This window comes from uncultured Maricaulis sp. (assembly GCF_963976135.1).
Classification (GTDB): domain Bacteria; phylum Pseudomonadota; class Alphaproteobacteria; order Caulobacterales; family Maricaulaceae; genus Maricaulis.
Window position 1 is genome coordinate 13,167 of sequence record NZ_CAXBKN010000019.1, and the last position, 23,749, is coordinate 36,915.

General features: G+C 64.3%; 23 protein-coding genes. 11 read left to right on the plus strand and 12 right to left on the minus strand.

Annotation, left to right across the window (positions count from 1 at the left end; translation table 11 throughout):
- Positions 1–11 precede the first annotated feature (11 nt).
- The 6 genes from AAC023_RS04205 to rsmI form a co-directional block, all read right to left on the minus strand.
- Entirely contained in the window at positions 12–1,922 is a 1,911-nt protein-coding gene (locus AAC023_RS04205) for a response regulator (RefSeq protein WP_339738445.1), read from the minus strand.
- Positions 1,923–2,145: 223 nt separating this feature from the next.
- On the minus strand, positions 2,146–3,687 hold the full coding sequence (locus tag AAC023_RS04210; RefSeq protein ID WP_339738447.1) for a YifB family Mg chelatase-like AAA ATPase: 1,542 nt from the start codon (positions 3,685–3,687) through the stop codon (positions 2,146–2,148).
- 201 nt (positions 3,688–3,888) lie between these two features.
- The gene (gene gshB / locus AAC023_RS04215) at positions 3,889–4,836 is read right to left on the minus strand and encodes a glutathione synthase (protein ID WP_339738490.1); all 948 of its coding nucleotides are present in this window, start codon (positions 4,834–4,836) and stop codon (positions 3,889–3,891) included.
- A 2-nt stretch (positions 4,837–4,838) separates the two neighbouring features.
- Positions 4,839–5,486, minus strand: a complete 648-nt coding sequence (locus AAC023_RS04220) for a BON domain-containing protein (RefSeq protein WP_339738449.1) — start codon at positions 5,484–5,486, stop codon at positions 4,839–4,841.
- Between the two features lie 132 nt (positions 5,487–5,618).
- Positions 5,619–6,005, minus strand: a complete 387-nt coding sequence (locus tag AAC023_RS04225) for a YraN family protein (protein WP_339738452.1) — start codon at positions 6,003–6,005, stop codon at positions 5,619–5,621.
- Entirely contained in the window at positions 6,002–6,913 is a 912-nt protein-coding gene (rsmI, locus tag AAC023_RS04230; RefSeq protein ID WP_339738454.1) for a 16S rRNA (cytidine(1402)-2'-O)-methyltransferase, read from the minus strand. Before rsmI ends, AAC023_RS04225 begins: the two co-directional genes overlap by 4 nt.
- Here rsmI and AAC023_RS04235 point away from each other — a divergent pair.
- Positions 6,912–8,252 carry a penicillin-binding protein activator gene (locus AAC023_RS04235; RefSeq protein ID WP_339738456.1) on the plus strand — a complete coding sequence of 447 codons (1,341 nt, stop codon included), beginning with the start codon at positions 6,912–6,914 and terminating at the stop codon, positions 8,250–8,252. The two genes, rsmI and AAC023_RS04235, sit on opposite strands and share 2 nt — an antisense overlap.
- A 3-nt stretch (positions 8,253–8,255) precedes the next feature.
- On the opposite strand, the gene hemW is transcribed toward AAC023_RS04235, so the two are convergent.
- Both hemW and rdgB read right to left on the minus strand, forming a co-directional pair.
- Complete coding sequence (gene hemW / locus AAC023_RS04240; protein WP_339738458.1) at positions 8,256–9,413, minus strand: radical SAM family heme chaperone HemW; 1,158 nt, start codon at positions 9,411–9,413, stop codon at positions 8,256–8,258.
- The gene (gene rdgB / locus AAC023_RS04245) at positions 9,410–10,006 is read right to left on the minus strand and encodes an RdgB/HAM1 family non-canonical purine NTP pyrophosphatase (protein WP_339738460.1); all 597 of its coding nucleotides are present in this window, start codon (positions 10,004–10,006) and stop codon (positions 9,410–9,412) included. The genes hemW and rdgB overlap by 4 nt, the downstream gene beginning before the upstream one ends.
- A 370-nt stretch (positions 10,007–10,376) precedes the next feature.
- On the opposite strand from rdgB, the gene AAC023_RS04250 reads away from it, so the two are divergent.
- From AAC023_RS04250 to AAC023_RS04260, 3 genes are all read left to right on the plus strand, one after another.
- Positions 10,377–10,931 carry a DUF2975 domain-containing protein gene (locus AAC023_RS04250; RefSeq protein ID WP_339738462.1) on the plus strand — a complete coding sequence of 185 codons (555 nt, stop codon included), beginning with the start codon at positions 10,377–10,379 and terminating at the stop codon, positions 10,929–10,931.
- A 14-nt stretch (positions 10,932–10,945) separates the two neighbouring features.
- Entirely contained in the window at positions 10,946–11,182 is a 237-nt protein-coding gene (locus tag AAC023_RS04255; RefSeq protein ID WP_339738464.1) for a helix-turn-helix transcriptional regulator, read from the plus strand.
- Between the two features lie 289 nt (positions 11,183–11,471).
- Positions 11,472–12,665, plus strand: a complete 1,194-nt coding sequence (locus tag AAC023_RS04260; protein WP_339738466.1) for an alpha/beta hydrolase-fold protein — start codon at positions 11,472–11,474, stop codon at positions 12,663–12,665.
- Here the strand turns inward: AAC023_RS04260 and rph are convergent.
- Positions 12,662–13,378, minus strand: a complete 717-nt coding sequence (gene rph / locus AAC023_RS04265; protein WP_339738468.1) for a ribonuclease PH — start codon at positions 13,376–13,378, stop codon at positions 12,662–12,664. The genes AAC023_RS04260 and rph overlap by 4 nt on opposite strands.
- Before the next feature lie 153 nt (positions 13,379–13,531).
- Between rph and hrcA the strand changes: the two genes are divergently transcribed.
- From hrcA to AAC023_RS04285, 4 genes are all read left to right on the plus strand, one after another.
- Positions 13,532–14,602, plus strand: coding sequence for a heat-inducible transcriptional repressor HrcA (gene hrcA / locus AAC023_RS04270; RefSeq protein WP_339738470.1), 1,071 nt, complete (start codon positions 13,532–13,534; stop codon positions 14,600–14,602).
- Positions 14,603–14,614: 12 nt separating this feature from the next.
- Positions 14,615–15,253 (plus strand): nucleotide exchange factor GrpE, encoded by a 639-nt coding sequence (gene grpE / locus AAC023_RS04275; RefSeq protein WP_339738472.1) that lies wholly within the window; start codon positions 14,615–14,617, stop codon positions 15,251–15,253.
- Positions 15,254–15,359: 106 nt separating this feature from the next.
- The gene (locus tag AAC023_RS04280; protein WP_339738474.1) at positions 15,360–16,658 is read left to right on the plus strand and encodes a M48 family metallopeptidase; all 1,299 of its coding nucleotides are present in this window, start codon (positions 15,360–15,362) and stop codon (positions 16,656–16,658) included.
- A gap of 106 nt (positions 16,659–16,764) precedes the next feature.
- Complete coding sequence (locus tag AAC023_RS04285; RefSeq protein ID WP_339738476.1) at positions 16,765–18,291, plus strand: FMN-binding glutamate synthase family protein; 1,527 nt, start codon at positions 16,765–16,767, stop codon at positions 18,289–18,291.
- A 70-nt stretch (positions 18,292–18,361) separates the two neighbouring features.
- On the opposite strand, the gene AAC023_RS04290 is transcribed toward AAC023_RS04285, so the two are convergent.
- From AAC023_RS04290 to AAC023_RS04300, 3 genes are all read right to left on the minus strand, one after another.
- The gene (locus tag AAC023_RS04290; RefSeq protein ID WP_339738478.1) at positions 18,362–18,709 is read right to left on the minus strand and encodes a hypothetical protein; all 348 of its coding nucleotides are present in this window, start codon (positions 18,707–18,709) and stop codon (positions 18,362–18,364) included.
- A 182-nt stretch (positions 18,710–18,891) separates the two neighbouring features.
- Entirely contained in the window at positions 18,892–19,530 is a 639-nt protein-coding gene (locus AAC023_RS04295) for an alpha-ketoglutarate-dependent dioxygenase AlkB (protein WP_339738480.1), read from the minus strand.
- A gap of 81 nt (positions 19,531–19,611) precedes the next feature.
- A complete protein-coding gene (locus AAC023_RS04300; protein ID WP_339738482.1) occupies positions 19,612–19,935 on the minus strand; it encodes a hypothetical protein in 324 nt (107 codons plus the stop codon).
- 224 nt (positions 19,936–20,159) lie between these two features.
- Here AAC023_RS04300 and dnaK point away from each other — a divergent pair, with 224 nt between their 5' ends.
- The 3 genes from dnaK to AAC023_RS04315 all read left to right on the plus strand — a co-directional run.
- A complete protein-coding gene (dnaK, locus tag AAC023_RS04305; RefSeq protein WP_339738484.1) occupies positions 20,160–22,130 on the plus strand; it encodes a molecular chaperone DnaK in 1,971 nt (656 codons plus the stop codon).
- 65 nt (positions 22,131–22,195) lie between these two features.
- Entirely contained in the window at positions 22,196–23,059 is an 864-nt protein-coding gene (locus AAC023_RS04310) for an FkbM family methyltransferase (RefSeq protein ID WP_339738486.1), read from the plus strand.
- Positions 23,059–23,749 (plus strand): DnaJ domain-containing protein (locus tag AAC023_RS04315; RefSeq protein ID WP_339738488.1); only part of this gene is annotated, 691 nt, incomplete at its 3' end. The genes AAC023_RS04310 and AAC023_RS04315, both read left to right, overlap by 1 nt.

Genomic DNA, 23,749 nt, shown 5'->3' on the forward strand with positions numbered 1-23,749 from the left:
CCTGAAACTCCTCAGCCCATTGGCGTATTTCGCGCCATGCTGGCCTGCTTCCCGGCCTCGCACAAGCGCGCGAGTGTCCGGGCCAGGAGATCCGGGTCGACCGGTTTGGACAGGAAATCATTCATCCCGGCTTCGAGGCAGTTGCGGCGATCATCCTCGCTGCTATTGGCGGTCAGGGCGACCAGGGGCAGATCATGTCCGCTCATCCGTGCCATGCGCGCGACATCGGGGCCATTCATGCCCGGCATGCGCTGGTCGAGCAGCGCCGCATCGAAGCGGCCCGCCTCCAGCGCGCGCAGGGCGGAAGGGCCGGTCTCGACCATGGTCACATGCGCGCCGAGACGCTCCAGCGTCCGCCGGGCGATCAGGGCATTGACCGGATCGTCCTCGGCGACAAGGATTTGCAGGCCATCGAGGGCCGCTAGCGGCAGGGCATGACCGGTCGCGGGACCCGGCTCGCGCGCCGGGACTGTGCCGGTGATCTGTTCGACCAGGCTGGTCAGCCGAACCGGTTTGACCAGCCAGCCATTGACGCCATCGGGCCGGTCTTCAATGACATCATCCTTGCCGGCCGGCGTTACCAATTGCCAGACATGGCGGGCGTGCGCCTGGCTGGCATGGCGGGCCCAGACGGCGTCGAGCAATAATTCGCGACCCGAGGCAGCTGGCATGTTGTCAACGCGGTCAATCGCGATGACATCCCCGCCGAGTTCACGCAGCTGATCGGCCAGGGTCTGGCGCAGGACCGCATTGGGGCTGGCGACCGCCAGTTCGCGGCCGGCCATCGGCTCACCCAGTCCGCCGGCAAATACCGGCAGGTCAAAAATCACCCAGAATTTGGCGCCCTCGCCGAGCCGGCTTTCCACCCCCATGGAGGAATCCATCGCCTCGACCAGGCGGCGCACCATGGCGAGGCCAAGCCCGGCACCGCTCTCGGCGCCATCGCGCTCGGCGGCGCCGCGCTCGAAATGTTCAAACAGGGATTGCTGGTCGAGCTCGGATATCCCCGGCCCGGTATCACTGACCGAGAGCGAGAGCCGGGCCCGGCCATCGCCGGCCGGCGCACAGCCGATTTCGATCCGGATTCCGCCCTGCCGGGTGAATTTGACGGCATTGCCGATCAGGTTGAACAGGATCTGGCGCAAGCGCGCGGGGTCGCCCTCGATCTGGCCCGGCGCCGCCGCCGACTGGACGATGCCGATCTCGAGCCCCTTTTCCTGGGCGCGCGGCGCGGCGAGCTCGGCGGTCTCGCGCACCAGTTCGGCGATATCGACCCGTTCCGGACGCAAGGTCAGCTTGCCGGCCTCGAGCCGCGACAGGTCGAGAATATCATCGACCATGGCCAGCGCATGCTCGGCGGAACTGGCCAGGGTGCGGACATAATCGGCCTGGTCGGGACGCAGCGGCGTCGCGTCGAGCAGGCGTGCAATCCCCAGCGCGCCGGCCAGCGGCGTGCGCATTTCATGGGTCACGGCCGCAAAGAACAGGGATTTGGCGCGCTGCGAGGCTTCCAGATCGGCATGCGCCTCGCGGCGCGAACTGACATCGCGGCCGACCGAGATGACGCCGCGGCCATCCGGCAGGAGGCGCTCATCCCATTCAATCCAGAGCGGGCCCTGGCGGGTGCGCATCAGCATTTCATAGCGGCGTGGACCATTGCCGGAAACCGGCGGCGCAACGGAGAACCAGCGCCCGACCCAATCGGTTCGCACGCCGCCGAAGGCAGCGATGAAGGCGGCATTGACATGCACCACCCGGCCGCCGCGGCCGCGCACCAGGATCAGCTCGCCGGTGGCATCGAGCGCGGATATGAGAAATTCCGCCGCGTCCAGACCGGGCGCAGTCGCAAATCTCTCCTCGTCCGCCCCCGGCTTGGACGCTTCGGGGCCGGCCTCGCTATCGGGCGGCGTTTCGCGTGTCATGACAGGGGCAAAGCTAGCGGTTCGAGGTTAACGATCTGTCGTCACGGGGGCAGGGTCTGGCGACAAAACAAGGATGTGTACCCGGCACGCCGCACCACCGGGAACAGGGCCGTCGAGACACATGCCTTTCAGGCAATCGGGCGTGCCGCTGCTGATTTCCTCCGCGCGCTCCGACACGGCCAGTTGAGGCACGCACCGGTTGGGCGCCAGACCGTGTCGCGGCTTACACCAGGCCGCTGATGCGCTGACCGGCCGGCGCTGGCCCCGCCGCGGGGACCAATCCGCGGCGGCAGGAGAGCGCCTCGGCGATATGCACCCGGCGCACCGCCTCGCTGCCATCGAGATCGGCGATGGTGCGGGCGACGCGCAGCACGCGGTGATAGCTGCGCGCGGTGAGGCTGTGTTGCCGGGCGGCCTGGTTGAGCAGGGCCTCGCCGGCACGGTCGGGCGCGGCAGCGTGTTCCAGGATGTCGGGCGGCAGATGCGCATTGAGACAGCCGCGTTCGGCCTGCACGGCACGGGCAATGGCGACCCGTGCGGCAGCCTCCCGCGTGCCCTCGACCGGGGCGGGCAGGGCCAGATCGGCCGGGGTGACGGCCGGGACCTGGATCTGCAGATCGATCCGGTCGAGCATCGGGCCGGAAATGCGTGCCTGGTAATCGCTGGCACAGCGCGGACCGCGGCGGCAGGTCTGGCCGTCCTGGCCGCCACCGCCACAACGGCAGGGATTCATCGCCGCCACCAGCTGGAAGCGCGCCGGATAGGAGATATGCGCATTGGCGCGGGCGACGGTGATGCGCCCGGCCTCGAGCGGCTGTCGCAGACTGTCGAGCACTTGCGGATGGAATTCGGGCAATTCATCGAGGAAGAGAACGCCATGATGCGCCAGCGAAGCCTCGCCCGGCCTGGCCCGCGCGCCGCCGCCGACCATGGCGGCCATCGAGGCGGAGTGATGCGGCGAGCGAAACGGCCGGTCGCGCCGCAGACAGCCGCGCTCGAGCAGGCCGGCCACCGAGTGGATCATCGAAACATCGAGCAATTCGGCTGCCGAAAGCGGTGGCAAGAGCCCGGGCAGGCGCTCGGCCATCATGGATTTGCCGGACCCGGGCGGGCCAACCATCAACAGGTTATGATGCCCGGCAGCCGCGATCTCGAGCGCCCGCTTGGCGCTTTCCTGGCCCTTGACCTGGTTGAGATCAGCCGTCCTGGCACTCTCGACCAGCTCGCCCGGAGCCGGGCGCGAGAGGACTTGCGTGCCTTTGAAGTGATTGATCAGCTGGATCAGGCTGGCCGGGGCAATGATGGGCAGATCACCGCCCGCCCAGGCGGCTTCGGCACCGCAGGCCTCGGGGCAGATCAGCGACAGTCCGGCGGCCTGCGCTGCGACGGCGGCCGGCAGGGCTCCCGGTGCCGACGCGATCGAGGCGTCAACGCCCAGCTCACCAAAGGCGAGATTCTCCTCCACTGCATCGCGCGGCACCACGCCGAGCTCGGCCAGTACGCTGAGCGCAATCGGCAAATCGAAATGCGAGCCCTCCTTGGGCCGGTCGGCGGGCGCGAGATTGACGATCAGCCGCTGCGAGGGCATCGACAGCCCCAGCGCCGCGAAGGCGGCCCGCACCCGTTCACGGCTCTCGGTCACCGCCTTGTCGCCCAGCCCGACGATGGAGAAGATCGGCTGCGACCCGCCAGCGACCTGCACCTGCACGTCGACCAGACGCGCCTCCGCGCCTTCGAAAGCAACCGATGTCGTACGCGCGGCCATATGCGCGGACCTCTCCGAATCCAGCGGGTTCGGGAGTGATCCAGGAAGAAAGCGGGATGGTGTTCCGCTTTCAGCTCGCCCCCGAAGGCAGGTTTTGCGCTAAATGGCTGCGGGCGTTGAGTTTTCCACAGGCATCAGAACAAACCACGTCCAAAACAGGAACGCAGAATGAAACCATGACCTCCGCAAGTCAAGCGTGCATCAGTCCGGCGACGCCAGTCGGCGCGCGACCGCATCCCAGAACAGGGCGCAGCTATCAATCCCGGAAAAGCGTTTGAGCTCCTGCACACCGGTTGGCGAGGTGACATTGATCTCGGTCAGGCGGCCGCCAATGACGTCAATCCCGACCAGGACCAGGCCACGCGCCTTGAGCATCGGCCCGATCGCGGCGCAGATGCGCAGATCATCGGCATCCAGGGCCGAGGCCTCGGCCTTGCCGCCAACATGCATGTTGGAACGGGTTTCGCCCTTGAGGGGCACGCGATTGATCGCGCCAACCGCTTCGCCATCGATCAGGATGACGCGCTTGTCGCCCTTCTCGACGGCCGGCAGGAAGGCCTGGGTGACGACCGGTTCGCGATTGCTCTCGAAGAACATCTCCAGCAGGGCCTTGAAATTGCCATCGCCGGGCTTGAGCCGGAACACACCGGCACCGCCATTGCCGTAGAGCGGCTTGATGATGATGTCGGAATACTTGTCGCGGAAGGCCTCGATCGCTTTCGCATCGCGGCTGATCAGGGTTGGCGGCACCAGATCCGGGAAAAGCAGCGGCACGATCTTTTCCGGGCTGGAACGGACCCAGGCCGGATCGTTGAGCACGAGGGTGCGGCCCTCAAGCATTTCGAGAATATGGGCTGCGGTCTGATAGGCCATGTCGAAGGGCGGATCCTGACGCATCAGGATGACATCAATGTCCTCGGCGAGATCGAGCAGGACCTCCTCGCCCAGCGTCGCATGATCGCCGCGGACATGCCGCACCGTCACCGGCCGCGCCCGCGCCGTGATGCGGCCTTCGCACCAGGAGAGGTGTTCCGGCTGATACACCCAGAGCGAGGCGCCGCGGGCCTGGGCCTCTTCCATCAGGGCAAAGGAGGTATCGCCGTCAATATTGACGGTCTGGATCGGGTCCATCTGGACCGCAACACGCATTTTCACTGGGGATCTCCCGCGGCACCGAGCAATTGCGGTGATGAATTGGGTGGATTATCGCCGGAATCAAGACCCGGCATGGATTCGCCCGCGCAGGCCTGGTCGCGTCTTTCGCCCCGCGAAGGCAGCTCGCTCGGGACCCCTGCCACGCGCACATAGCTCACCACCTCGACAACACCGCCAATCAGCGCGGCATGGGCGCTGACCCGCTCGAGTTCACCGCGCGAACGTGCGACGCCAAGCAGATAGACGGTGCCGGCATAGGTCTCGACATTGAAATTGACACTTCTGACATTGCGGTCGGACAAGAGCTGACCGCGCACACGCTGGGTGATCCAGGCATCGCGGCTACGGTCGCGAAACCCGCTTGTCTCCCCGACTTCGAGCTCATTGGCGACAGAGCGCACGGCCACCGACGACCAGGCGAGGCATTCAGCCATCAACCGGTCATCCTCGCGCGGCACGGCGCCGGTCAGCAGGGCGATCCCCTCGGTCACTTCGACATCGACACCGCCAAGGGCAAAACCCTCACTGCGCAACATCGCCGATTTGATCGCCAGCGAGGCATTCGTGTCGTCGAGCTCACGCCCGATCGAGCGCTCGGGCTGGATCGCTGAACAGGCCGCGAGGCTCGCGATCGCACAGAGCACGGGAAGAAGGAGGCTGATTTTGTTTCGGGCCGTCATCCGGCAGGCTCCTGTCGGTCTGGGACGCGGATCGGGCGATCCGCACAATCTTTCGGAGCAGGCATCGGCCTGCACGCCGCCAAGCTAGGCTGTTTCCTACAGAAGATCGAGAGCCTCGCGGGTTTCGGGAATCCAGGCCGCGCGGCGATGCTGCGGCCAGCGGCCGGCGGCGACCAGAAACAGGTCATAACGCATATGCAGATGTTCAAATCCACGATGCCGGGCCCGCCAGAGCGAGGCAGCGCGGATGATGCGGCGGCGCTGACGATCGCCGAAGGATTCCAGCGCGGCGGTCAGGGTTCGGCGAGCCTTGACCTCGACAAAAACGAGGTAGTCGCCGCGGGTCGCGACCAGATCGATCTCGCCGGCCGCCGTGCGGGCGCGATGGTCGAGCAGGCGATAGCCCTTGCAGCTCAGCCAGAGCATCGCCAGCCGTTCGGCCCAGCGGCCGCGGGATTCAGCAGCCCGGCGCGGCGCCGTCACGCCTTGTCTCCCGGCCCGCCATCCCCCTTGAGCAGCAGGGCGCGGGCATAGACATCGCGCTTGCTCCAGCCGGAAACGTCGGCGATCCGGGCGGCGGCGTCCTTGATACGCATTTCGGCCATCACCTGCCCCAGCGCCGCATCAATGCGCGCCTCATCCCAATGATCCTCGGGACCGGGACCGACCACGATCACCATTTCCCCCCGCGGCGAACCGGCCTCGTCATAATGCGCCGCGAGCTCCTCGAGCGAGCCACGGCGCACTTCCTCGTGGAATTTGGTCAGCTCGCGGCAGACCGCCGCCTGCCGTGTGCCCAGGACTTTCGCCATGCTGGCCAGTGAAGCGGCCAGCCGCGAGGCCCCTTCATAGATCACGAGAGAACCGCGAATTTCGCGGAAGGGTTTTAGCCAGGCTTCCCGGGCCGCCGCCTTGGGCGGCGGAAAGCCGGCAAAGGTGAAGCAGTCGGTCGGCAGGCCAGCCACGCACAAGGCACTGAGTACGGCGGAAGCACCGGGGATCGCCGTCACCATCAAGCCGGCCTCGATCACCGCATGGGCAAGCTTGTAGCCCGGATCAGACACGAGCGGCGTTCCGGCATCCGAGACCAGGGCGATGATCTCCCCGGCAGCGATCGCCTCAAGCACTCGCGGCCGGACCTTGTCGCCATTGTGATCATGATAGGGCTGCAGCCTGGCCTCAATGCCATAGGCATCGAGCAGACGCCGGGTGACACGGGTATCCTCGGCCAGCACGCGATCAGCCCCGGCCAGCACGTCAAGGCAACGCAAGGTCACGTCGCGCAAATTGCCGATCGGGGTCGCGACCAGATAAAGGCCGGGCGCTAGCGCTTGCCCGCCGCGTGCAGGGCGGATAGCTTCGGGCTGAAAATCCTTGGGTGATTGAGTCATGACATCAGATGTAGCACTGCGCGTGTTTGGCGCCGCAGGGAGAATGACACAAAAAGGCGGCGTGCGCCTGTTCGCGATCATCGCGGCACTGACACTCAGTGCCTGCGGCACGACATCGACCCCGCCGCCACCACCGGTCGTCGTCGAATTGCCGCCGGAGACCACCGCTCCGGTCCAGCCGGTCGAGCAGCCCGTCATCGACGAAGCCGTTGGCCTCGTCCCGCCCCACATGGAGGGCCGGGACACGGCACGCGTCGCGATCCTGCTGCCGTTTTCGAGTGAGAGCGCCGGAGCCCGTGCCGAGTCCCTGCGTCTGCTGCGCGCGGCCGAACTGGCCCTGTTCGAGCGCGCCGGCAGCAATCTCCTGCTGATCCCCAAGGACACACAGGGCACGGCCGAAGGGGCCCGTGCGGCGGCCATGGCGGCGTTCGAAGACGGCGCCGACCTGATCGTCGGACCGCTTTTCGGACAGTCTGTCACCGTGGTTGGCCAGATCGCGCGCCGCGCGAATATTCCTGTCATTGCCTTCTCCACCGACACCAACACCGCTGGCAATGGCGTCTATCTGCTCAGCTTCCCACCTGAACTCGAGGTCGCCCGCGTCATTGAATACGCCTCGCGCCAGGGCGTGCAGCGTTACGCTTATCTTGGTCCGCAAAGCCGCTATGGCATGGCCGTCAATGACGCCCTGCGCCAGAATGCCGAGCTGACCGGCGGTCGGCTCGCGGCCGAGGCCTTCTACACCGGTGATGTCGAGGCAATGGCCAGTGCCTCCTCGCGGCTGGCGCGCGGCGTATTCGAACCCATCACGCCGGAACAAGCGCTGGCCCTGCGCCAGTCCGAATGGGTTCCCGCTCCCGATGCGCCCTTCCAGGCGGTCATGTTGCCAGAGGGCAGCACACGTCTGCGCACACTCGGCCCGCTCCTGATCTCGCAGGCGGTCGACCCGCTGGTCGTTCGCTTCCTGGGGACCGGCCTTTGGAATGATGACGACCTCTTGCGCGAGCCGGCCCTGCATGGCGGCTGGTTTGCCGGCCCGGACCGGGCGTCGCATGAGCGCTTTGAGCAGTCCTATCAGGCCGCCTATGGCAGCGAAGCCTCGAATATTGCCAGCCTTGGCTATGATGCCATCGCGCTGGCGGCCCACCTGGAGGGCGGCGAGCTGGGCTTCAGCCGCGAGGCGATCGAGGACCCTGAAGGCTTCCTCGGAATCGACGGCCTGTTCCGCTTCGCGCACTCCGGTCTGATCGAACGTGGACTGGCGATTTATGAAGTGCAGTCGCGTGGCTTCCGTGAAATCGAACCGGCGCCACTCAGCTTCGATCCGCTCGCCTATTAGACGTCAGGCCGCGTCCGGAACGAGTTCACCGGAAATCCGGTCGGCGAAGATACGGCCGGCCGGCAATAATCGGATACGGCCCGCGACCCGCTCGACCAGGCCTTGTGAACTCAGCCGCTCGAATGCGGCCAGGTCGAGCGTCAGGCCGGTCTTGCGCTGCAAGACCTGAAGATCGAGACCCTCTGACAGGCGCAAGCCCATCAATATCCGCTCCGCGCGTTCATCGGCGGCGCTGAGCGCTTCAGTATTTGCCAGGCCATGGCCCGAGGCCGCGACCGCGTCGAGATAAGCTTTCGGGTGTGCCCGCGCCTCGCAGGCCAGACGCCCGGTCTCGCTGGCCGACCCGATACGCCCGTGAGCGCCCGGGCCGACACCGATCCAGTCGCCCCCCTCCCAATAGAGCCGGTTGTGACGCGACTGGTCTGCCGGTGAGCGGGCATGGTTCGAGATTTCATAAGTGGCCAGACCAGCGGCCTCACAGATCTCATGTGTGAGTTCATAAAGATCCGCCGCCAGCTCCTCGGGACTGTCGAGCTGCTCGCCACGCGCCGCGCGGCGGCCAAAGGCAGTCCGGGCTTCAATCGTCAGCTGGTAGGGCGATATATGGCCTGCACCAAAGGCCAGAATTTCGCGCAGCTCGTCCTCCCAGGATTTCGCCGTCTGCCCGGCGCGGGCATAGATCATATCGATGGAGACGCACTCGCACACGGCCATCGCGCGCTCGATCGCGCGCCGCGCCAGCGCTCCGTCATGATCGCGGCCGAGCTGTTTGAGGGCCGCATCGTCAAGGCTCTGCACCCCGACCGATAGCCGGTTGATCCCGGCAGCAATGAAATCAGCGTAGTGATCGACATTGTTCGGATTGGCCTCGAGCCCGATCTCGGCCTCCGCCTCCAGGCCCCACAAGGATTCGGCATGGCTCACCAGGCGTTCGATCTGCGCGCCCGTCATCAAGGAGGGCGTACCGCCACCGAAATGAAGGCTGGTCAGAGGCCGCGCGCCGGTGCGGGTCCGCCAATGGCTCATATCGGCGAGGATCGCCTCGAGCAGGGCATCCTCCTGGCCTTTCGGGCGGTAGACATTGAAATCGCAATAGGGGCAGATCCGGGCGCAATAGGGCCAGTGAATATAGAGGCCGAGCGCATCGGCGAGCGGGATCATCGCCCGAATTCCGCCGCCATCAGGGCCGCCAGGGCACGGCCCCTATGGCTCAGTGCGCGCTTCTCGGCGGCGCTCATCTCGGCGAAGGTGCGGTCATGGCCGTGCGGCTGGAAGATGGCGTCATAACCAAACCCGCCCTCGCCGCGCGGCGGCCAGACAATCTGGCCCGCCACTTCACCGCGATATAGCGCGATCTCCCCATCCGGACGGCAAAGCGCCACGACGCAAACAAAGCGCGCCGTGCGGTCCTCGCTGCCACTGGCCTGCAAGGCATGATGGACGCGCCGCATCGCCATGGCGAAATCGCGCGCCTCGCCAGCCCAGCGGGCCGAAAATATGCCGGGCTCGCCGCCCAGCGCATCAACCGACAGACCGGAATCATCGGACAGACAGGTCAGCCCGGTGACCTGCCAGGCCGCTTTTGCCTTCAGTGCAGCATTACCCTCGAATGTCGGCTCGGTTTCTTTCGGTTCATCCAGGCCCAGGCCCGCCGCCCCTTTCAGCGCGATTCCACTGCTCGCAAGAAGGGCCTGCAACTCTTTGATTTTTCCGGGATTATGGCTCGCCAACACCCAGGTTTTCTGATCACTCATGGCCGATTTCCTACCGATATTTTATCGGCTTTCGAGAAATTAATATCGAAAAACGATATTTTTTGCTTGCGTCTCTTTCAGTTCGCGTTTATCGATAATCAACAAGGACGGGAGACATCGTCCTGTTAGCAGAAATGACAACGGTAATGGTTTCGATTCAACACAAAGGAAACAGTCAGATGGTCAGGTCCGAGAATTCCGGCTTCCGTATGTTCGCATCATTCGCGATCAATATGGTGCTGCTGATTTCAGTCGCCGCCGGTACGTTCTACGCTATTGCGCCAATGGTCGCGTAATGGTTGACATCAGGTGAGGCTGGCGGCGGGACAACCCGCCGCCGGCCCACCCAATGACTTTGGGAAGGGGTGGCATGAAAACGCTGGGTCACGGATCGATAACATCGATTCTCAGACTGATACTGGGCGGCGCCTGGTATCTGGGTTGGGCCTTGCTGGCCTTCGCCTCGCTGGTCCTGGTTGCAGCCGCAGCCGCCTTCCTGATGGATATTCTCGGCTATTCGGCCGGTCCGGCATCGCAGGTGTTTGACGTCGTGCAGCGACTGGGCTGGATCTATCCTTTCCTGATCGCAGAGATCGTGGCTGCCATGGTGGTCGTCGACCGCCTGCGCCGGGTCTTTGCCACACTGATCGCCGGCGACCCCTTCGTGCCGGAAAATGCGCGCCATCTCCAGGTGATCGCGATCGCCATCGCCGCCTATCAGGTGTTGCGCCATCTCACCCAGGGTGCCGTCGCCATGATCCTCACCCTGATGGACATGGAAGAGCCGGTCATCGGCGGTGCAGAGCTTGGCGTAATGCCGAATATCAGCCTGGGCGCCTGGTTCGCTGTGGTAACCCTGCTGGTGTTTGCGGAAGTGTTCCGCGAAGGTGCGAAAATGCGCCAAGAACAAAAATTGACGATCTAGGGGGAGCGCCAGATATGCCCATTCGCGTCACCCTCGATCGGATGCTGCTGGAGCGCCGCATGTCGCTCACCGAGCTCTGCGACCGCGTCGGAATCACCATGGCCAACCTGTCCATCCTCAAGACGGGCAAGGCCAAGGCCGTGCGTTTCTCGACCCTGGAGGCATTGTGCCGTGAATTGGGATGTCAGCCGGGCGACCTGCTGTCATTCGACGACGAAGACGAGGAAGACGGTCGCGACGCCGCAAGATAGGCGCGTCAATGACAATGGAATTCGTTCACCGGATCGGTGGGCGGATCAGACGGCGGGAGTGGGCCTGCACGGTACACCCCTTCCCAAGAGAGTCCGAGCGGGCCATTTCCTGCCCCCCAGCGCACTCCCGCCGTCTGCCTATGCTCTGAACGCGCGTTGCCCGAAAGCTTCACCATCGCCGAAGATACCGGGTTTGGCCTCGCGAGCAAACCATCTGCCACCTCACCAGCCACGCTTTGGTCACAATCAGCCCTTCATGTAACCTAAAGATGTTTCATGGAGCGGGGGCATGATGTTGCGATCACTGGCAGTCTCAATCTTGTTGGCAACAGCAGCGGCGCACGCTGACGATACCGTACCAAGGCACCCCGACACCCAAAGCTGCGACAGCGACGGCTCAAGTTTCTGCCGAATTCTGGACGGCATATCCCTGGCCACCGCGCAAGCCCACCTCACCGGCTCCGACACCGCTTACTGGATCGACGGGGAGACCATAGCCATCGCCGCCCGCCGACCAGCCGGCGGCGAAGCCGCACGGCTTTGTTGCGCTCTTCAGGAATCACTGGACCTTCTCGATGGTGAACAAGTCTGGGGCGCGCGCTTTGCGGTCGCCGATCTCGAACAAGCCTTTTTCGACATCAGCGTTTCACCGCGAATCGAGACGGAGGGCGGCAGCGACGGCCAGCAACAGGTCCTGATTTACAGGGGCCCGGACGCGCCGCCCGAGCCACCAAAATCGGCTGACCTGTCAGGCACCCTCGAAGACGCCGAAGTCATCAGCGACGCACTGAGCATGACCCGCACGCTCACTATCTACACCCCGTCCGGCGAGCCCCCGACAGACGGCTGGCCCGTGGTTTATATGGCGGACGGGCGCGCCGTAGCGGGACTGGCGCCGATCGCGGACGCGCTCATCCAGCATGGCGAAATTGTCCCGCTCATGCTTGTCGGTCTCTGGAACGCGCCCGCTCCAACAGGCAATCTGGAGGGCTTTTCCCCGAGAACAGATTCGCGCTCCCAGGAATATCTCTGGGGCATCGATCCAGATCGGTTCCAAGCCTATAACGACTTTCTGATGGACGAAGTCATTCCGCTGACGGTGCGCGACCACAATGCGGCGCAAGCCCGTGAGCTGCGCATGCTGTTCGGCTTTTCAAGCGGGGCCGCATGGGCCATCTCGACCGGCCTGCTCCATCCCGCTGATTTCGGCCATGTCACGGCCGCCTCATTCGGCTGGGAGAACGCCATGAACACAGCAGCAATCAATGCCGGGGGGCCGGCCTTCTACATCAGCGCGGGCGAGTTCGAACCCACTTTTCTGGAAGACAGCCGACAGGCCAGCGAAACCCTCCTGGCCGCCGGCGCCGAAGCTCATTTTCAACGCTTCGTCTCGGGGCATACCTGGATGGCGTTCGAGCAGCAGTTCGAGACGGGTCTCAAATCGGCCTTTCCGGCCAATCCGGGACCCGCCTCTGGGCCCTAGCGCTTGAGCGCCGCCAGTTGCAGGGCTCCGAGATCGCTCACACCGGCCCGGGCCAGCGCGAACAATTCCTCGAACGCCTTTTCAGGGATTGGCCGATCTTCCGCCGTTGCCTGGATTTCGACAATACCGCCATTGGGCGACAAGACAAAATTGGCATCGGCTTCGGCGCGGCGGTCTTCCTCGTATTCGAGGTCGAGGCGGGATTCGCCATCGATGACGCCGCAGGAAATTGCGGCCAGCTGGCCATAGACCGGATCGGTCTTGAGCAAGCCTTCTTCCATCAGATAGGCGGTCGCCTGTTTCAGCGCGACCCAGGCACCGGTGATCGCGGCCGTGCGAGTGCCGCCATCGGCCTGCAGCACATCGCAATCGATGGTGATCTGGCGTTCGCCAAGGGCCTTGAGATCGACCACAGCGCGCAGGGACCGGCCGATCAGGCGCTGGATTTCCTGGGTCCGGCCCGATTGCTTGCCAGCGGCGGCTTCGCGGCGCGAACGCGTATGGGTGGCGCGCGGCAGCATGCCGTATTCGGCGGTCACCCAGCCCTTGCCGCCACCGCGCAGCCAGGGCGGAAGATTGTCCTCGATACTGGCAGTGCACAGCACGTGGGTGCCGCCGAAACGGGCCAGGCAGGAGCCCTCTGCATAGAGCGAGACGCCCGGCTCAAGGGTGATTTCGCGCATTGCGTCGGGGGCGCGTCCAAAAGGTCTCATAGGTGTCTCCACAGGATGTTTGACAGCCGCTCTAGCTCTCATCCCGCCGCGCATCAAGCATTCACACCGGCGAAGATGCCGGCATGGACCCGCAGAGCATGACAATTGAACAGGGTAATTGAACCTTGGCGCGGTCAGGCCTAATTGAAGGACATGTCCGACACGACACCCAAGACCGGCCTGGCCGCCCTCGATGAGCGGATGCGCGATATTTTCCGCGAGATTGTCGAGAATTACCTGCAATCGGGCGGTCCGGTCGGCTCACGCACCCTCGCCCAGGCGGGAAAGCTTTCCCTGTCGCCGGCCTCGATCCGCAATACGATGGCCGATCTCGCCCAGATGGGCTTGCTTTCCGCCCCCCATGCCAGTGCCGGCCGCATGCCGACGCATGCCGGCTTGCGCCTCTTCGTGGACGGGCTGTTGCAGGTCGGCGAGCTCAATGCTTCCGAGCGTGGCGCGATCGAAGGCCGGGTCGCCACCACCGGCCGCACCGTCCCCGATCTGCTCAACGAGGTCTCCGCCGTGCTGGGCGGGCTGTCAGGCGGCGCCGGCCTTGTCGTCACGCCCAAGCGCGATGCGCCGCTGCGCCATGTCGAATTCGTGCCGATCTCGCGCCATGAAGTCCTTGCCGTGCTGGTCTTCTCCGACGGCTCGATCGAGAACCGGCTGATGACCGCGCCCGAAGGCCTGCCGCCGGCGACGCTGGTGGAGGCCGGCAATTTCCTCTCCTCGCGCCTGACCGGGCGTAGTCTCGAACAGGCCCGCCTCGATATCGAGCGCGAGATCGCGGAAAACCGCTCCCAGCTCGATGCCGCAGCCCAGGGTCTGGTCAAGCAGGGCCTGGCCGACTGGGGCGGTGGCGGCGAGCATCGCTCGCTGATCGTGCGCGGCCAGGGCCGTCTGCTGGAAAACCTCGAGGCCGCCGATGATCTTGAACGCATCCGCATGCTGTTCGACGATCTCGAGCGCAAGCAGGAGCTGATCGCCTTGCTGGACAGGACCCGTGACGGCCAGGGCGTGCGCCTTTTCATCGGTGCCGAGAACCCGCTCTTCAGCCTGTCGGGTTCAAGTGTGATCGTGGCTCCCTATATGAACAGGGATCAGGAGATTGTCGGCGCGCTGGGTGTAATTGGCCCCACCCGTTTGAACTATGCGCGTGTTATCCCCCTGGTCGACTATACCGCCCGCGTCGTCGGCAAGATCCTGGACGGCGCCAGACCTTGAGAGTGAAGAAGCATGACTGATACCACCGACGGCACGCCTCAGGACATCGAGAACGAGGATTCCATGACCGACGACGCAATCGAAGACAATAACGCCGCCGAGGATATCCCCGCCGGGCGCGATGACATCATTTTCAAGCTGAATGCCGAGCTGGAAGCGACACGCGACCGCCTGCTGCGATCCGTCGCCGAGGCCGACAACACCCGCAAGCGGGCCGAGAAGGAAGTCCGCGATGCCCGCGAATACTCCGTCTCCAAATTCGCCGAGGACATGCTCGACATCTCCGACAGCCTGTCGCGCGCCGTTGCAGCGGTGGATGAAGACACCATCACCAATGCCTCCGAGCCGATGAAGAATCTGATCGAGGGCGTGGCGATGACCGAACGCTCCATGCTGACCAAGATGGAACGCCATGGTGTGCGCAAGGTCGATCCCCAGCCCGGCGATGTCTTCGATCCGCATCTGCACCAGGCCGTGGCGCAAATCCCGTCCGATCAACCGGCCGGCACGATCGCGGCGGCCATGCAGACCGGCTTCACGATTGGCGGCCGCACCTTGCGCGCCGCCATGGTCGCCGTCTCTGCCGGCCAGCCCGCAGGCGATGCCCCGCAAGGCGGCGAGCCCGGCGGTCACATCGACATGAAGGCCTGATCCAGGCTCTCACTTCACCTTCACGCTTGCCTATTGGGTGATGACGCCGTTCTAATCGCCGCCAGAGCGCCGCCCTGTGCCGGTGCGAAAATGCGGGGACACAAGAATGATCATCACCCAATTCGCTGGCCTGGCGCTGCAGGCGGCGCCGGCCTTCGATCCGGAAACAGCAACCCAGGCCTATCTTGCGACCCTCGATGGCGCGGCCCGCGCCCGATCTGACGCCTATTTCGAGGGCGGCTACTGGCTGATCCTGGCCAATTTCGTGATCGGCCTGATCGTCGCCGGCATCCTGCTGCAAACCGGTTTCGCGAAAACCTTGCGTGACAAGCTGCGCGCGGCGGTAAAGTTCAATTGGCTGACGACGCTGTGCTTCGCTGCGGTCTACTCCGTGATCACCTCGATCCTGACTTTCCCGATGAGCCTGTATGAAGGCTTTTACCGCGAGCACGCCTTCAATCTCTCGACCATGAGTCTGCCGGCCTGGCTGGGCGAATGGGCGATCAATCTCGGGGTTTCGACCCTGATGTTCGCAGTCTTCATCACACTGCTCTACGCCGTCATCCGGATCGCGAAGGCGAGCTGGTGGATGTGGGGCACGGCGATGTCGGTCGCCTTCCTCGGCTTCATGCTTTTCCTGTCGCCGGTCTATATCGACCCGCTCTTCAATGATTATCAGCCGATGGAAGCGGGCGAGCTGCGCGACGACATCCTCGCGGTCGCCCATGCCAACGGTATCCCGGCCGATGACGTCTATGTCTTCGACGTCTCGCGCCAGTCCAACCGCATCACCGCCAATGTCGCCGGCCTGTTCGACACCACCCGTATCGCCCTGTCCGATACGCTGATCGAAAATACCGATCGCGACGAGGTGATGGCCGTGATGGCGCACGAGATGGGCCATTATGTGCTCAACCACCTCTGGGAAATGTTCGCGATGTTCGCCCTCTTGCTGGCGGTCGGCTTTGCCATCACCAATGGCCTGTTCGGCTGGACCAATCGTGTTCTGGGCCAGAGCTGGGGCGTCTCCGGCATCGGTGATGTCGCCGGACTGCCGCTGCTGATCGCCTGTCTGTCGGCTTTCTTCTTTGCCGCGACGCCGATCTTCAACACCATTATCCGCACCAATGAGGCCGAGGCCGACATCTTCGGTCTCAATGCCGCGCGGGAACCGGATGGTTTCGCGACCGCGGCGCTGCGCCTGTCCTCCTATCGCAAGATCGAGCCCGGTGCGCTGGAGGAATGGTTCATGTTTGATCACCCGTCGGGCCGTGCCCGTGTCTTCATGGCGATGCAATGGAAGGCCGGCCAGCTCGAACTGGGCGCCACAGACCAGACGCCGGACCTGCGCATCGACCGCGCCGAAGCGATTGCAGCGGAGCTGGAAGCGGCGAACGCGGAATAGGGCCGGTCACGCCGGATCACGAAGGCCGAAGCCGGCGCTATAGCCCCTCGCCTCGCACGGCGGGCTGGGTCATCATGGCGCCGGTTTTGAATCGGGAGAATACGGCATGATGGGGCTTCCTGACTGGGCGGTGCAGGCGATGTCGGTGCTGACCCAGGCGTTTATCCTCGCCCTGGGCGTGCTGGCGCTGATCGCGCTGGTCTTCTTCGTCATTGACCGGACCCAGACCAGCGACGCCATCCGACGCAATTACCCCGTGGTCGGGCGTTTCCGCGGCCTGTTCACGACGCTGGGCGAGTTCTTCCGCCAGTATTTCTTTGCAATGGATCGCGAGGAATTGCCCTTCAACCGCGCCGAGCGCGAATGGGTCTATCGCTCCGCCCGCGGCGAGGGCGGTACCGTACCCTTCGGCTCGACCAAACCACTCACCCCGGTGGGCACCGCCATCTTTGCCAATAGCGCCTTTCCGCCGCTCGATGATCACGCCGCTGCCACCCAGGCGCTGCGCATCGGGCCGACGGCGCACCAACCCTATGATGCCCCCTCCTTCTTCAATATTTCCGGCATGAGCTATGGCGCCCTGTCCAAACCGGCCGTGCGCGCCCTGTCACGCGGCGCGGGCAAGGCCGGGATCTGGATGAATACCGGCGAGGGCGGGCTGACCGAAATGCATCTGGATGGCGGTTGCGACATCGTCTTCCAGATCGGCACCGCCAAATACGGTGTGCGCAACGCGCTCGGCGGGTTTTCCGAGGAAAAGCTGCGCGAAGTCGCCGCCATCCCGCAGGTGAAGATGTTCGAGCTCAAGCTCAGCCAGGGCGCCAAGCCCGGCAAGGGTGGAATTCTGCCGGCAGAGAAGGTCACCGAGGAGATCGCGGCGATCCGCGGGATTCCTGCCGGCCAGGCCTCGATCTCTCCCAATCGCCATCCCGAAGTCGCCAATACCGAAGACCTGCTCGACATGATCGCCCATCTACGCGAGGTCACCGGCAAGCCGGTCGGTTTCAAGGCCTGTATCGGCGCCTATGGCTGGCTCGAGGAATTATGCCTGAAGATAAAGCAGCGCGGCGTCGACAGTGCCCCGGATTTCTTCACCATCGATAGCGGCGATGGCGGCACCGGTGCCGCGCCCATGGCCCTGATGGACAATGTCGGCCTGCCGATCCGCGAAAGCCTGCCGATCGCCGTCACCATCCTTGAGCGGCACGGGCTGCGTGGCCGGATACGCATTATAGCCTCGGGCAAACTGCTGACGCCGGGTTCCGTTGCCTGGGCGCTGGCCGCCGGTGCGGACTTCATCCAGTGCGGCCGCGGTTTCATGTTCGCGCTGGGCTGTATCCAGGCGATGAAATGCCACAAAAATACGTGTCCGACCGGCGTCACCACTCACGACAAACGCCTGCAGCGTGGTCTGGTGGTCACGGAAAAGTCTGAAAAAGTTGCCCACTACGCCAATACCGTGCGCGAGCATGTCGAGATCATCGCCCATTCCTGCGGCGTCGCCGAGCCGCGGCTATTGCGGCGCAAGCATGTCAGGCTGGTGCAGGCCAATGGCCGCTCGATACCGATGACGGCGATCGACTACATGCCGCCCTCGGAGGGCGAACCACCCGAACTGCCGGCCCAGCACTAGCACCAGGCAAAAAAAGGCCCGCCTCTCCGTCGAGCGGAGAGGCGGGCCCCTGTTTGTCAGTCAGCTGAGACTAGCAGCCGCGCAGCTGGCCATTGCGCCAGTAGGAACAGCCATCACGATCGTCGAAATAATACTGGCCGCCGGTGCGCTGGTCGGTATAGAGGCGCGACTGGTGGGCATTATTCTGATCCCACACACAAGTGCCTTCGCTGCGGCAACCGGCATAGGCACCGCCTGCAGCACCGATAGCGCCGCCAATGATGGCGCCGGTCCGGGCATCGCCCGAGCCCGTATTATTGCCGATGATGGCACCAGCTGCAGCGCCCATGGCTCCGCCGGCGAGGGCGCCCTGGGTGGTCGCACCACAGGCCGTCAGGGCCAGCGCGGTCAGGGAAATCGTGACAATCTTGGTAAACATGATGTCGTCTCTCTGTTTGGGCGGACCCGAACCGGCCCCGCCGGGTGAATCGCTTGCATCATTTTGGTGGCCGGATGCTGACGGCCACGATCATAAAATAGCACGCGCTTGTCGAAATCATGGCAAAACCGGCAAAGGGTGAAAAAGATTTCGCCCAGGCGCCCGATATCTTTCCGCTGCGATCAGGCCAGCTTCACCCGCCTCAGCGTCAGATTGATCCGGCCACCGCCGGGGAAATGCTCCGGCGGCAACAGGGTCGATGTGCCGGGATAAATCCGGTCGACGCCGTGATAGCAGCGCCGGGCGGCGCCGCCGAGCACGACAACATCGCCCGAGGTGACGACAATCGAGCCGGTCTTGCCGCCGCGCCGGGGCCCGCCAATGCGGAAACGTGCCTTGTCGCCGAGGGAGACCGAGACCACCGCCGCATCGGTGGCTTCCTCATCCCAGTCGATATGCATACCCATGCGGCTGTCCGGCGCATACCAGTTCACCAGGCAGGCCTCGGGCAATGCCGGATAGCCGGCGAAATCCTGCCACAGCCGGAGCAGGGCCGCGGGCATGGCGGGCCAGGGCTGACCGCTTTGCGGGTGGCAGGGCTCATAGCGATAGCCCTTTGCCTTGTCGGTCACCCAGCCGAGCGGCCCGAAATTCGTCATCATCACCGAGAGCGGCTGGCCGGTACGCGGCATGGCCGGGCGCCAGAAGGGCGCAGTGCGGGTTGCAGCGATCACAGCCTCGATCAGCGCCGCCTGGGCGGTCCGGTCGAAATGGCCGGGCAGATAGCGAAAGCCATCGGGCAGGGAGAAGGATGCAGTCATGGGCCTGAACCTGCCGCACTCCGCTCGCCCCGGCCACCCGGAATATGCGGCAGGCACAGGCAGAGCGGCACAGTCAGCCGATCAGGCGCGGCCGCCCATTTCCGGGTCGGGGCCGGGTTCGTCATCGGTCCCGGGCGATGCCGGCGGGGTCTCGGCCGCCCCGGGCACCAAGACATGGCCCAGCTCGTCAGTCACGGGCCCGGCCGGACGGCGAGCAGGGCCGGACGCATCGGGTTGCCGATCGGTGCGCACGCGTTGCGGGCGAGGTTGGGGAGCCTGTCCCGGCTCCGGGCTGGCCTCCGGCGCGGGCTGGCTATTGCTTTCCGGAAGCGGCCTTTCCTGCGCCGCCGCGATTCCGGCGGACAGTAGAAGTGCCGCAATCAGACTCAAACCGGTTTTGATCATATCCGTCTCCCGTTTTCACCGCATTGCCGTTCACCTGCTCAAGATAGCACGGAATCAGCGAAAGCCTGCGCTGTAGCTGAACCCGCACTTGCACTTGCCGCCGCCGCTCCCTAAATCGCCTACCAAGAGCGGGGTTATTCCCGCTGAACACGAACCACGTCCGGTGGCGGCTCCGCCGGACATTCAACGACGATCCCGAAGGGGGCAGTCAACCCGGGTAATGGATGCTTGGTCTCAAGGTCCCTGTCCGCGTGGCGATCCCGCTGAAAAAAACGGAGAATATACCTATGAGCAAGGTCATCGGCATCGACCTCGGAACCACCAATTCCTGCGTATCCGTCATGGATGGCGGCACCGCAAAGGTGATTGAAAACTCCGAAGGCGCCCGCACCACCCCGTCCGTTGTCGCGTTTTCCGCTGACGGCGAACGCCTGATTGGCCAGCCGGCCCGTCGCCAGGCTGTCACCAATCCCGACTTCACCTTCTTTGCCATCAAGCGCCTGATCGGCCGCACGATGGACGACCCGACGGTCAAGAAGGACATCGACATGGTGCCCTACAAGATCGTCCCGTCGGAAAACAACGCCGCCTGGGTCCAGGGCCGCGACAAGAAATATTCGCCTTCGGAAATCTCCGCCTTCATCCTGCAGAAGATGAAAGAGACCGCCGAAGCGCATCTCGGCGAGAAGGTCGACCAGGCCGTCATCACCGTGCCCGCCTATTTCGACGATGCCCAGCGCCAGGCGACCAAGGATGCCGGCAAGATTGCCGGGCTTGAAGTCCTGCGCATCATCAATGAGCCGACCGCAGCGGCGCTCGCCTACGGCCTCGACAAGAATGAAGGCAAGACGATTGCCGTGTTCGACCTCGGCGGCGGTACGTTTGACGTTTCCGTGCTGGAAATCGGCGATGGCGTGTTTGAAGTGAAAGCCACCAATGGCGACACCTTCCTCGGCGGTGAAGACTTCGACATGCGTATCGTGGGTTATCTCGCTGACGAGTTCAAAAAAGAACACGCCATCGACCTGCGCAAGGACAAGCTGGCCCTGCAGCGTCTGAAGGAAGAAGCTGAAAAGGCGAAGAAGGAACTGTCTTCCGCCACCAGCTATGAAGTCAATCTGCCCTTCATCACTGCCGATGCCTCCGGTCCGAAACACCTGAATATCAAGCTCTCCCGCGCCAAGCTGGAAGCCCTGGTCGAAGACCTCGTCAAGCGCACCCTCGAGCCCTGCAAGAAGGCGCTCAAGGATGCCGGCCTGACCGCCGCCGATATCGATGATGTCGTGCTGGTTGGCGGCATGACGCGCATGCCGAAAGTCCAGGAAGTCGTGAAAGGCTTCTTCGGCAAGGACCCGCACAAGGGCGTCAACCCGGATGAAGTCGTCGCCATGGGCGCCGCCATCCAGGCCGGCGTGCTGCAAGGCGATGTCAAGGACGTGCTCCTGCTCGACGTCACCCCGCTCTCGCTGGGTATCGAAACGCTGGGCGGTGTCTTCACCCGTCTGATCGAGCGCAATACGACGATCCCGACCAAGAAGTCCCAGGTCTTCTCGACCGCCGATGACAATCAGACCGCCGTGACCATCCGCGTCTCGCAGGGCGAGCGTGAAATGGCCGCCGACAACAAGCTGCTCGGTCAGTTCGACCTGGTTGGCCTGCCACCGGCACCGCGCGGCCTGCCACAGATCGAGGTCACCTTCGACATTGATGCCAACGGCATCGTCAATGTCTCGGCCAAGGACAAGGCGACCGGCAAGGAGCAGCAGATCCGCATCCAGGCCTCCGGTGGTCTGTCCGACGCCGACATCGACCAGATGGTCAAGGACGCCGAGGCCAATGCCGAAAGCGACAAGGCCGCCCGTGCCCTGGTCGAAGCCAAGAATGGCGCCGAGGCCATGGTGCACCAGACCGAGAAACAGCTCGAGGAGTTCGGCGACAAGGTCCCGACCGCCGACAAGGAAGCCATCGAAGCGGCCCTTGGCGAGCTGAAGGACGTCAAGGATGGCGAGGATCTCGAAGCCATCCAGCAAAAGACCCAGGCCCTCGTACAGGCTTCGATGAAGCTCGGCGAGGCCATCTATGCCGCCCAGCAGAGCGAAGGCGGCACTGAAGGCGAAACCGAAGAGCAGGCCGATGACGATGTCGTCGACGCCGAGTTCTCCGAGGTTGACGACGACGCCAAGAAAGACGCCTAAGAAACGGTATCCGGGCCGGCACCGCATTGGCGGGGCCGGCCCGCACCGGACTTGAGAGCGCAACCATGTCAAACCCCGACCCGATGACTGCGCCCTATGGCGCCTTTGCCCTGTCTTCTCGCGAGGAGTGGCTGCGCCGACTGGCGATGACACTGCCGACGGACGGACTGCGCCGCGGTGCTGAATCGGTGGTGCGGCGCATCCTGATGTCCGGCGGACGCGAGATCGCCGATGTCGAGGTGTTTCCCGGCCAGTTCGCGCGCCTGCACATGCGCGACAATCGCTGCGAAAAACGCGTCTTTGCCGGCTCGAAAACCTGGGACAATGCCGAACGGGCCGCGATCCGCGAGGCCATTGCCGCCAAACCCGCCGGCCAGGACTTCGTCTTCGTCGATGCCGGCGCCAATGCCGGTTTCTACACCCTGTCTGCGGTCTCGGATGCCAGCGCCTGCGACCAGCCGATCAAGGCCGTGGCGATCGAGCCGGACGAGGAAAACCGCCGGCGGCTCGAATTCAATATCGCCGCCTCGAACGCCGGCTGCGTCACCGTTCTGCCCTATGCCCTGGGCGCCGAGGAGGGCGAGGCCGTACTGGTCCAGTCCGGCCATAATCGCGGCGAAGTGCATATCGAGGCCGATGGCCAGGGCACGACAATCCGTCTGCGGCCCCTGCGCGCGGCCCTGCATGAAGCCGGTGTCGACCATGTCGACATCATGAAAATGGATATCGAAGGCTTTGAGGAAACTGTCCTCGAGGCCTTTTTCGGGGATGCGCTCCGCACCATATGGCCCCGCATGATCCTGCTCGAGACCCGGCATGAAGCCGGGATAACAGTGGGCGCGGCCGGTCTGTGTCTGCGAAATGGATATGAATTGGCACGGCAGATGCGTCAGAACGCGGTGCTGGTGCTGAAACCAGGTGAAATGTAATGAGCAAGCGTGACTTCTACGAAATCCTTGGTGTGACCAAGTCGGCCGATGAAAAGACCCTGAAGGTCGCTTATCGCAAGCTGGCTATGGAGTTTCACCCGGATCGCAATCCGGGCGACGATGCTGCCGAGGCCAAATTCAAGGAAGTCGGCGAGGCCTATGCCATCCTGTCCGACGGCGACAAGCGCGCCGCCTATGATCGCATGGGCCATGCGGCCTTTGAACAGGGCGGCAATGGCGGTTATAGCGGCCAGGGGCCGTTCGGCGCCGGCGGCGCAGCGGAATTTGCCGATATTTTCGAACAAGTGTTCGGCGATGCCTTCGGACGGGGCGGTGGACGCCGCGGCGGCAGCCATACCGGGCCGGCGCGCGGCAATGATCTGCGCTTCGATCTCGAAGTCAGCCTTGAAGACGCCTTCACCGGCAAAGAAACCACCATCACCGTGCCGACGGCGATGAATTGCGAGCGCTGTGATGGCCAGGGCAATGAACCGGGCACCGAGCTGGAAACCTGCCCGACCTGCCATGGTGCCGGCCGTATCCGCCGTTCCCAGGGCCTGTTCACGATGGAACAGACCTGCCCGCAGTGCGGTGGCCGCGGCCAATATGTCAAAACCCCCTGCCAGGACTGCGATGGCGTCGGCCGCGTGCGCAAGAACCGCACCCTGACCGTCAATATCCCGGCCGGCG

Coding starts and splice junctions, on each gene's coding strand:
- grpE (WP_339738472.1), top strand. CDS start 14,615: ATGACTGATACCACCGACGGCACGCCTCAGGACATCGAGAACGAGGAT.
- AAC023_RS04295 (WP_339738480.1), bottom strand. CDS start 19,530: ATGACTGCATCCTTCTCCCTGCCCGATGGCTTTCGCTATCTGCCCGGC.
- hrcA (WP_339738470.1), top strand. CDS start 13,532: ATGTCCGACACGACACCCAAGACCGGCCTGGCCGCCCTCGATGAGCGG.
- dnaK (WP_339738484.1), top strand. CDS start 20,160: ATGCTTGGTCTCAAGGTCCCTGTCCGCGTGGCGATCCCGCTGAAAAAA.
- AAC023_RS04210 (WP_339738447.1), bottom strand. CDS start 3,687: ATGGCCGCGCGTACGACATCGGTTGCTTTCGAAGGCGCGGAGGCGCGT.
- AAC023_RS04260 (WP_339738466.1), top strand. CDS start 11,472: ATGATGTTGCGATCACTGGCAGTCTCAATCTTGTTGGCAACAGCAGCG.
- AAC023_RS04285 (WP_339738476.1), top strand. CDS start 16,765: ATGATGGGGCTTCCTGACTGGGCGGTGCAGGCGATGTCGGTGCTGACC.
- hemW (WP_339738458.1), bottom strand. CDS start 9,413: ATGATCCCGCTCGCCGATGCGCTCGGCCTCTATATTCACTGGCCCTAT.
- rph (WP_339738468.1), bottom strand. CDS start 13,378: ATGAGACCTTTTGGACGCGCCCCCGACGCAATGCGCGAAATCACCCTT.
- AAC023_RS04300 (WP_339738482.1), bottom strand. CDS start 19,935: ATGATCAAAACCGGTTTGAGTCTGATTGCGGCACTTCTACTGTCCGCC.
- gshB (WP_339738490.1), bottom strand. CDS start 4,836: ATGCGTGTTGCGGTCCAGATGGACCCGATCCAGACCGTCAATATTGAC.
- AAC023_RS04250 (WP_339738462.1), top strand. CDS start 10,377: ATGAAAACGCTGGGTCACGGATCGATAACATCGATTCTCAGACTGATA.
- rdgB (WP_339738460.1), bottom strand. CDS start 10,006: ATGAGTGATCAGAAAACCTGGGTGTTGGCGAGCCATAATCCCGGAAAA.
- AAC023_RS04235 (WP_339738456.1), top strand. CDS start 6,912: ATGACATCAGATGTAGCACTGCGCGTGTTTGGCGCCGCAGGGAGAATG.
- AAC023_RS04205 (WP_339738445.1), bottom strand. CDS start 1,922: ATGACACGCGAAACGCCGCCCGATAGCGAGGCCGGCCCCGAAGCGTCC.
- AAC023_RS04280 (WP_339738474.1), top strand. CDS start 15,360: ATGATCATCACCCAATTCGCTGGCCTGGCGCTGCAGGCGGCGCCGGCC.
- AAC023_RS04310 (WP_339738486.1), top strand. CDS start 22,196: ATGTCAAACCCCGACCCGATGACTGCGCCCTATGGCGCCTTTGCCCTG.
- AAC023_RS04290 (WP_339738478.1), bottom strand. CDS start 18,709: ATGTTTACCAAGATTGTCACGATTTCCCTGACCGCGCTGGCCCTGACG.
- AAC023_RS04255 (WP_339738464.1), top strand. CDS start 10,946: ATGCCCATTCGCGTCACCCTCGATCGGATGCTGCTGGAGCGCCGCATG.
- rsmI (WP_339738454.1), bottom strand. CDS start 6,913: ATGACTCAATCACCCAAGGATTTTCAGCCCGAAGCTATCCGCCCTGCA.